At 69.3% G+C, this 8606-nt stretch carries 6 protein-coding genes; 3 read left to right on the forward strand and 3 right to left on the reverse strand.

Features of this window, described 5'->3' with window-relative positions:
* Positions 1–208 precede the first annotated feature (208 nt).
* Entirely contained in the window at positions 209–508 is a 300-nt protein-coding gene (locus CCS01_RS26550; protein ID WP_104521786.1) for a hypothetical protein, read from the reverse strand.
* A 121-nt stretch (positions 509–629) separates the two neighbouring features.
* On the opposite strand from CCS01_RS26550, the gene CCS01_RS33975 reads away from it, so the two are divergent.
* Positions 630–821: a hypothetical protein gene (locus CCS01_RS33975; RefSeq protein WP_158258615.1), complete on the forward strand. Its 192-nt coding sequence runs from the start codon at positions 630–632 to the stop codon at positions 819–821.
* A gap of 58 nt (positions 822–879) precedes the next feature.
* Here the strand turns inward: CCS01_RS33975 and CCS01_RS26560 are convergent, their stop codons facing one another.
* Positions 880–1839 carry a D-2-hydroxyacid dehydrogenase gene (locus tag CCS01_RS26560; protein ID WP_158258616.1) on the reverse strand — a complete coding sequence of 320 codons (960 nt, stop codon included), beginning with the start codon at positions 1837–1839 and terminating at the stop codon, positions 880–882.
* A gap of 376 nt (positions 1840–2215) precedes the next feature.
* Here CCS01_RS26560 and CCS01_RS26565 point away from each other — a divergent pair, with 376 nt between their 5' ends.
* Positions 2216–2704 carry a universal stress protein gene (locus CCS01_RS26565; RefSeq protein ID WP_104521789.1) on the forward strand — a complete coding sequence of 163 codons (489 nt, stop codon included), beginning with the start codon at positions 2216–2218 and terminating at the stop codon, positions 2702–2704.
* 2 nt (positions 2705–2706) lie between these two features.
* Positions 2707–5058, forward strand: a complete 2352-nt coding sequence (locus CCS01_RS26570) for an HAD-IC family P-type ATPase (RefSeq protein WP_193540170.1) — start codon at positions 2707–2709, stop codon at positions 5056–5058.
* A gap of 830 nt (positions 5059–5888) precedes the next feature.
* On the opposite strand, the gene CCS01_RS26575 is transcribed toward CCS01_RS26570, so the two are convergent.
* Positions 5889–7619, reverse strand: coding sequence for a glutamine--tRNA ligase/YqeY domain fusion protein (locus tag CCS01_RS26575; RefSeq protein WP_239992412.1), 1731 nt, complete (start codon positions 7617–7619; stop codon positions 5889–5891).
* Positions 7620–8606: the final 987 nt, after the last annotated feature.

The following is an 8606-nucleotide window of genomic DNA, read 5'->3' on the forward strand; positions in this document are numbered from 1 at the left end:
ATCGGGGCGGCAGTCAGACGGGGCATGAAGGCTCCGGTGAATCAGGGCGAGGCGTGAGCCTGTGGCCTGCCATATTCAGGCCGCTCCTGACTCGCCAGAACGGCTCCTGACGGCGGCTGGTCACGGCGATTGCCGCCAGACTGTGGCAAACCAGACTCACCCGCGCCGGGCCACCCATCAACGGAGTCGCCACTTCCGGCGAGGTGTACTAGTCCCGGAACCAGTCTAACGGCCTGATGAAATCGGCTTCGTCCTGGGCGTCGATGGGCGGCGCCTGCGGGGTGCGGCCGGCGATGAGCACCGGATCGTCTGGCCGGCGCTCCCACCCTGGCCGCGGGTCGGCGTCCGCGGCGGGATCGGGCGTGGCGGCATTGAAGCGGGGCGACGTGATCAGGTCGATCAGCACCGCCACGGCAACCTCGCGGGCAATGCCGGCCCTCACGGCGTCGTCGATCAGGGCCGTGAGGCGCGGCAACAGGAAATCACGGGATGGCGAATCGCTGGCCATGGGAGCCTCCCGGCCGAGCCTGCGCCTTTCCGCGGCGATGGGCCAGTGCGGCGTGCATCCTTGCGGCGTGCATCCTGGAGCCAGGGCAGGCGTTTCATCCGGACACAGGAAAGGAGAGCCCATGCCAATCCCGCCGAACAAGCCCCCGGACTCGCCGCCGCCCGACCCCGCGCCGGAGCAGGCGCCGGGCGGACCGGTGGAGGACCCGGTGCCCGGCCTGCCGCCGGAAGTGCCCGACCCAACCCCGTCGAACGAGCCGCCGGGGCCGATCGTCGCGCGGCTGATTGGATCGTGCGGCGATCCAGGCCGGTAACATTGCCCGGGACCATGCTCCGGTGCGCTTCCGCCCGGGGTGGAAGCGCGGCCCGTGGTCAGTAGCCGGCGGCGCGGTCCACGACCTGCGTCAGCGGCTCGCCGTCGAGGAACAGCCCAAGGTTACGGACGAACAGCCTTGCGACGATGCGGTCGCGCTCGGGATGCGGGCCGCCGATATGCGGCAGGACGATGATGCCCGCGGTGATCCAGAACGGATGCTCCGGCGGCAGCGGCTCCTGCCGGAAGACGTCCAGCACCGCGCCGGCGATCGTCCCGCTGCTGACCGCCGCGATCAAGTCGGCGTCATCGATCACCTGGCCACGGCCGAAGTTCAGCAGCCAGGCCGTGGGCTTCATGGCGCGCAGGCGCCCGGCGTTGATGAAGTTTTCGGTTTCAGGCGTGGCCGGCAGCAGCACCAGCACATAATCCGACTGCGCCAGGACGGTGCCGGTTTCTTCCGGCGCCAGCACGGCGTCGAGGCCGGGCAGCGGCGCAGGCCGGCGCTTGGTGCCGATGACGCGCATGCCGAGCGCAGTGGCCAGCCGCGCGACCTCCTGCCCGATAGCGCCCAGGCCCAGGATGCCGAGCGTCCGGCCGTTCAGCGGGGTGGCGATCCGCTGACGCCAGAGGCGCCGTTTCTGGTCCTCGACAATGGCGGCATAGGGCTTGGCGATGTGGAACAGCGCGCCGAGGATGTTCTCCGGCATCGACTCGCGATGCGTGCCGCGGGCGCAGGTCAGGGTCAGGCCGGGCGGCAGGTCGGGCAGGGCGAGCCAGCCCTCGACGCCGGCGGTCAGCGATTGCGCCCAGGCGAGGTTGGGCATCGTCGGCAGCAGGCCCGGCGGCGCGCCGGCCGCCAGCAGGACGGTGGTGCTGGCGCGCTGAGTGGCGGAGGGTTGCTGCGACCGGGCCAGCGTGTCGACGTCGACGCGCTCCGCCAGTCCCGCATCGCGGATAGCGTCGACGTAGGGACCGGGCGAGTCGGTCCACAGCAGCAAATGCGGGCGGTTCTGCATGGCGGTCTCCTCAGCGTGCGCCGGCAGCGTAAGCCGATTGGCGGCGGAGAGGTAAGCGGGGACGTCCGTCGTTGCGGACCGGGGCCAAGGCAAGCGGCGGAGTTTCCGCCACGTCCAACCGGGTCGGTTCCTCGGGCGAGCGGTACTGGCGCCCATGGGACGTGCCCCAGCCACCTGCGCTGCAACGATGGAGGATGGATGGCCGGGACACGCTCGACCATGACGATGAAGCAACAGACATGCGGCCGAATCCGTCTCCAAGCCCGCCTCCCCTTCCGCAACCGCGGCCATCCGCGCCGCCCACCACCCCTGACGATCCCATCGCCGGTCGTGTATCGTGCCGACTGCGGCGCATGCGGTCATCGCAGGGGGAAGAATGCGGCTACTTGTTCCGTCGGACGGCTCGAGCACCGCGCAGCGAGCCGTCGCCTTCGCACTCTGGCTGGCGCAGGATCGGCCAACCGCCTCGATCGTCCTGCTGAATGTCCAGAACCGCGAGACGCTCGGCCTGTCCGACATCGACGTGGCGACGGAAAACGAGCGTGACCTCGCCGAGCGCCAGTCGGCCAAGGCGCTGCACGGCGCGATCAAGGCCTGCGAGGAAGCCGGAATCCGCTTCGAAGTACGCTCGGAATTCGGGCCGATCGGCGAAACCATCGAGCGGGTCGCGCGGGACGTGCAACCGGACCAGATCGTCATGGGCACAAGGGGACTGGGCCGCGTGACAGGGATGCTGTTCGGCTCGACCGCGACAGGGGTCGTTCACCGGGCCCACGTGCCGGTCACGCTCGTCAGGCCCGGGATGCGGCTGCCCGAAGGCGCCCGCCCGGGACGCCCGCGGAACCAGGGAACGGCGCGGCCGTGACGGTGCCGAACGACGTCTCCGAACTGCCTTCGGATGAAGCCGTAACGGAGGCAAACGGCTTGTCCAGCGCTGCCGCCGCGCGGCTGCGGGCGCAGTTCGGGCCGAACACCGTCGCCGAGACCGCCGAGCATCCGTTGCGCATCTTCCTGCGCCAGTTCTGGGCGCCGGTCCCCTGGATGCTGGAAGTGGCAATCCTGGTGCAGGCCGCGCTCGGGGAGCGGCTGGAAGCCGGCGTGATCCTGGGACTGCTGCTGTTCAATGCGGTCCTCTCGTTCTTCCAGCACAGCCGCGCCCAGGCGGCCTTGCGGCTCCTGAAGTCCCAGCTCGCGCTGACCGCGTCCGCCCGGCGCGACGGGGCGTGGACGATCATCCCGGCGGCGGACCTGGTGCCAGGCGACGTCGTCAAGGTCTCGCTCGGCGCGGTCGTCCCGGCCGACATGCGTCTTGTTTCCGGCTCCGTCCTGCTCGACCAATCCATGCTGACCGGCGAGTCGGTGCCGGCCGAGGCAGGCCGCGGCGCCGCCGCCTATGCCGGCGCCCTGGTGCGGCGCGGCGAGGCGGTGGGCACGGTGACCGCCACCGGCGCCCGCACCTATTCCGGCCGGACCGCGGAACTCGTCCGCATCGCCCACGCGGAAAGCGCCGAGCAGCGGGCGATCCTCGGCGTCGTGCGCAACCTGGCCATGCTCAACGGCGCCGTGCTGGCCGCCCTGGTCCTGTATGCGCGCAGCCGGGGCCTGCCCCTGGCGGAAATCCTGCCGCTGCTGGTGACGGGCATCCTGGCGTCGGTGCCGGTGGCGCTGCCGGCGACGTTCACGCTGGCCACCGCCCTGTCCGCGCAGCGCCTCGTGCGCCGCGGCGTGCTGCCGACACGGCTGTCCGCGGTGCACGAGGCGGCGACGATGAACCTGCTGTGCGCCGACAAGACCGGCACCCTGACGCAGAACGCCCTGCAGGTCGCCGCCGTGCGCCCGCTGCCGGGGTTTCCGAAGGAGCGCCTTCTCGCGCTCGCCGCGCTGGCCAGTGCCGAGGGTGGCAAAGATCCCGTCGACGCCGCCGTGCGTGCCGCGGCCGAGGACCTGTCCGCGGGCGATGCCTCCCTCCGCCTGGTGCAGTTCGTTCCGTTCGATCCCGCCACGAAGACCTCGGAGGCCCGGATCATGACGCCGGACGGTGCGTGGCGCGTGGTCAAGGGCGCCTTCAACGCGGTCGCCGCGCTGGCCGCGCCCGCGCCCGAGGCAACGCCGAACCTGGCCGAGCTGACGGCGCAGGGGCACCGGGTCCTGGCCGTCGCCGCCGGCCCGCGGCAGGCGCTGCGCCTGGCCGGGCTGATCGCCCTGAGCGATCCGCCGCGGGCGGACTCGGCCGATCTGATTGGCACCCTGGCGACGCTGGGCATCCGCACCGTCATGGTCACCGGCGACGCGCCTGACACGGCGGTGGTGATCGCGCGGCGGGTGGGGCTGGGCGGCCCGGTCTGCCCGCCCGGCGGCGTGACAGACTCGCTGTCGCCAGCCAACTATCAGGTTTTCGCCGGCGTGTTCCCGGAGGACAAGTATCGCCTGGTGAAAGCCTTCCAGGCAGCGGGCCACACGGTCGGCATGTGCGGCGACGGCGCGAACGATGCGCCGGCGCTCCGCCAGGCGCAGATCGGCATTGCGGTGTCGACGGCGACGGATGTCGCCAAAGCCGCCGCCGGGCTGGTGCTGACGCGCGCCGGGCTGTCCGGGATCGTGGATGCGGTGCAGGAGGGCCGGGAGACGTTCCAGCGCATCCTGACCTACATGCTGAACACGATCATCAAGAAGATCGAGACCGTGCTGTTCCTGGGGATTGGCCTGCTGGTCACGGGGCATGCGGTCATCACGCCGTTGCTGATGGTGCTGCTGCTGGTCGCCAACGACTTCCTGACCATGTCGCTGACGACCGATTCCGCGCGGCCCTCGCCTAAGCCGGAGGCCTGGCGGATCGACCGCATCACCATGGCCGCCGCCGCGCTCGGCGCCTGCAAGCTGGCCTTCCTGTCCGCCGTGCTGGCCGCGGGCGCCTATGGCGGTCACCTCGGCATCGGGCAACTGCGGACGCTGTCTTTCGCCGCGCTGGTATTTGGCGGGCAGGCAACGGTTTACGCGGTGCGGGAGCGCGAGGCGCTGTGGTCCTCGGCACCAGGTGTGTGGATCGTTCTGTCGAGCATGGTGGATATCGCGATCGCTGCGACCGTCGCGCTGACCGGGACGTTCACGGCGCCGCTGCCGCTCGATCTTGTCGTGGCGCTGCTTGCCGCGACTTGCGTGTTCGCGCTTGTTCTCGATGCCTGGAAACGGATCGTGCTGCGATTGCTGAAACTGGCCTGAGCCGTGGCAAGCCGCCGGTGCGCTCGGGGCATTTCGCCGAGGACGAGGCACGGCATCCGTGGCGATGTGGAGGTTGAGGCAAAACAGGCTGGCGTTCCCTGATCGTCATGCCGGGCATCGGCGCCAGGACAGCGGATTTTGTCGCTATTAAGTAATTATATAACCCGGCGCCACGTGCATTATTGATTCGGTCCCATCGACCGGATTTCCGTCACGATGGCCAGAAGCGGTGGTTTTGTCATGACGTGGCCTGTCCCCGTCCGTTGGCCGTCCCGGTCCGAGCGAGAGCGTGGCATGGCGATCGCCCCCGGCCCACCGCGACCGCAGGTCGCAACAAATTCTTCTCTGCGCACTCTGCGCTCCGCTCGGCGAACTCTGCGTCGAAAAATGCGATTCTGCAACAAAGATCGGCGTTGCCGGTGAGTCGCCCAACCCGAAGCGCCGGTGGCGTCCCAGCCACCGCGATGCAACGCGGAGTTTGCCGAGCGGAGCGCAGAGCCCGCAGAGAAGGGATTTGGGCGGCTGCGGCCGTGATGGCTTGGCCTCGCTGGTCATGGCTTGCGCATCATGGGCAAGAGGGCCGGGAGCCGGTTCCTGTTACGCAACAGCATGGCGACGCCGCCGATTCGGGTGAAAGCTCTCCCACCCGCCGGGGCTGTTTCGCCATCACGGTGTCCATTGGCCCGGGATCTCAAGGCAATGGGGATCTCAAGACAATGAGGGTCTCAAGACACTGAAAGGCCCCTCAATAGAGTAGGTGGGCGGCCCGGAGCCTGTGCCCGGGCCTGTCCTGCGTAGCCGCCATGACGGGAACAGCCGGCTACCGCGCCTCACCCCTTGGCGCTGACCTTCGCCCACGTATCCCGCAAGCCGACCGTGCGGTTGAACACCGGCCGGCCCGGCTGCGAGTCCGGATCCGGGGCGAAATACCCGGTCCGCTCGAACTGCACCGCTTCGCCCACCGGCGCATCCAGCAGCGCCGGCTCCACCAGCGCGTCCGCCAGCACATCCAGCGAATCCGGGTTCAGATCCGCCAGCACATCGCCATCCGCGCCCGGATCGGGCCGGTTGAACAGGTGCGAATACAGCCGGATCTCCGCCGGCTTCGCATCCGCCGCCGCCAGCCAGTGCAGCGTCGCCTGCACCTTGCGCCCGTCCGGCGCATTGCCGCCCCTCGACTCCGGATCGTAGGTGCAGCGCAGCGCCACCACCGTTCCGGCCGCGTCCTTCACCACCTCCCGACAGGTCACCAGGTAGCCCCAGCGCAGCCGCACCTCCTTGCCCGGCGACAACCGGAAGAATTTCTTCGGCGGGTGCTCCATGAAGTCGTCCTGCTCGACGTACAGCTCCCGCCCGAAGGTCAGCGGCCGGGTGCCGGCGTCCGGGTTGTCGGGATGGTTGCGCGCCTCCAGCGTCTCGGTCTGCCCTTCCGGGTAGTTCTCGATAATCAGCTTCAGCGGCCGCAGCACCGCCATCCGCCGCGGCGCCGTGGGGTTCAGCGTGTCGCGGATCGCCGCCTCGAACATCGCGACATCGACCACGCTGTAGGCGCGGGCCACGCCGACACGCGCCACGAACTCCCGCAGCGCCGCCGCCGGCACCCCCCGCCGCCTGATCCCCGCCAGGGTTGGCATACGCGGATCATCCCAGCCGGAGACCAGCCCGTCGGCCACCAGCTTCGTCAGGTGCCGCTTCGACAGCACGGTGTAGGTCACGTTCAGCCGCGCGAACTCGTACTGGTGCGGCGTGGACGGCACCGGCAGGTTCTCGATCAGCCAGTCGTACAGTGGCCGGTGGTCCTCGAACTCCAGGGTGCAGATCGAGTGGGTGATATGCTCAATCGCGTCCGACTGGCCGTGCGCGAAGTCATAGGTCGGGTAGATGGCCCAGGCGTCGCCGGTGCGCGGATGGCGGGCGTGCAGGATGCGGTACAGCACCGGGTCGCGCAGGTTCATGTTGCCCGAGGCCATGTCGATCTTCGCCCGCAGCACCCGGGCGCCGTTGGGGAACTCGCCGGCGCGCATGCGGCGGAACAGGTCCAGGCTCTCCTCCACCGGGCGGGTGCGGAACGGGCTGTTCTGCCCCGGCTCGGTCAGCGTGCCACGCTGCGCCCGCATCGCCTCGGGCGGGGTGTCGTCGACATAGGCATTGCCGGCGCGGATCAGGTGCTCGGCATAGTCGTACAGCTGCTCGAAATAGTCCGAGGCATGGTACAGATGCTCGCCCCAGTCGAAGCCGAGCCAGCGCACGTCCCGCTGGATCGAATCGATGAACAGCTGCTCCTCCTTCACCGGGTTGGTGTCGTCGAAGCGCAGGTGGCAGCGGCCACCGAACTCTTTCGCGACGCCGAAGTTCAGGCAGATCGACTTGGCGTGGCCCAGGTGCAGGAAGCCGTTCGGCTCGGGCGGGAAGCGCGTGACCACGCCCCGCACGCGTCCCGTATCGACGTCGGCCTGGACGATGTCGCGGATGAAATCGCGCCCGGCCTCGGCTGCGCCCGCTTTCGTCGCATCCGCGTTCGCCGCGCCTGCTGTCATCGCCCGCGTCTCGGTCTCCACCATGCCTCCGGCTCCAGACTATGCACCCCGGCCGATATGCCCACCGGCCGGACGGAATATGATGCGGCGGCCCGCCCGGCCCAAGGCGTGGCCCAGGGGGCGCCGGCGATCGGGATCGGATCGCGGCCTCTCCCTACACAACTCAGGCGGGTTTGGCGACAAGGCTTTGCCGTCGCCGCCCGTGGGTTTTCTCGTCATGGTCCAGCTTGGCAGGGCTACTTGGTCAGGCACGTGTGCCGCGGAAGGAGGACCGGACAAGCCGGACAATGACGGGGAAGGAATGGCCCCGGCTGCCATTCAAGCGTCTGATTTTGGAGATGTCCGCATACGCAGGGCCGCGCGGGCCAGGCCCGGTACCGGCCGCCGAAGATTCGGTCCCTGTTCCTTCAGCTCTTGCGACGAGCGGCGGTGTCGTCCCGGGTGGGTCGAAGGCGGCGGCGGAGCCTGGATTGGCGACCGATTTTTAACACGGAGAACGCGAAGAACCACCGAGTGCCACGAAGGGGGGTGAACGAGTCAGCCAATGATGCGGCGCAGGCCGCACGCCAGGTGCAAAGCATGGACCGCTTCGAGCCGTTCCGGCGATGCTGCGCTGCGCGCTGTGATCGCCAGCCCAATGATGCGGTTCGTCCGGTCCCGGGAAGCCCGCAAGGCCCAGTCTCCGTGGCGCTTCGTGGTCCTTCATCTTCCTCCGTGTTGAAAAACAAGGCAGAATGCGCAGGCACGAACGGTTCCGGGGGAGGCGCTCCCACCCCCGCCACGGCTTCAGCCCCCAGTCCCCGTCCCTTCCCAATGATGGCCATGGCAAAAGCCGGAGGGCCGTCTGCCACATCCAACGGGCGCGTTGTTTCCGGCGAACTATGCTAGTACACCTCGCCGGAAGAACGAACCCCATTTCGACGGCCGCTCACGCAGCGAGCGGCTTGCCGGTCATGGTCCACTTGAACGGCTTGGCGAGGGTGCGGTTGAAGTAGGCGATGAAGGCCTCGA

It is taken from the genome of Rhodopila globiformis, from assembly GCF_002937115.1.
Taxonomy (GTDB): Bacteria; Pseudomonadota; Alphaproteobacteria; order Acetobacterales; family Acetobacteraceae; genus Rhodopila; species Rhodopila globiformis.

Bases quoted from the DNA above. Each gene is read 5' to 3' on its own strand.
- CCS01_RS26550 (WP_104521786.1), bottom strand. From the start codon at position 508: ATGGCCAGCGATTCGCCATCCCGTGATTTCCTGTTGCCGCGCCTCACG.
- CCS01_RS33975 (WP_158258615.1), top strand. From the start codon at position 630: ATGCCAATCCCGCCGAACAAGCCCCCGGACTCGCCGCCGCCCGACCCC.
- CCS01_RS26560 (WP_158258616.1), bottom strand. From the start codon at position 1,839: ATGCAGAACCGCCCGCATTTGCTGCTGTGGACCGACTCGCCCGGTCCC.
- CCS01_RS26565 (WP_104521789.1), top strand. From the start codon at position 2,216: ATGCGGCTACTTGTTCCGTCGGACGGCTCGAGCACCGCGCAGCGAGCC.
- CCS01_RS26575 (WP_239992412.1), bottom strand. From the start codon at position 7,619: ATGGTGGAGACCGAGACGCGGGCGATGACAGCAGGCGCGGCGAACGCG.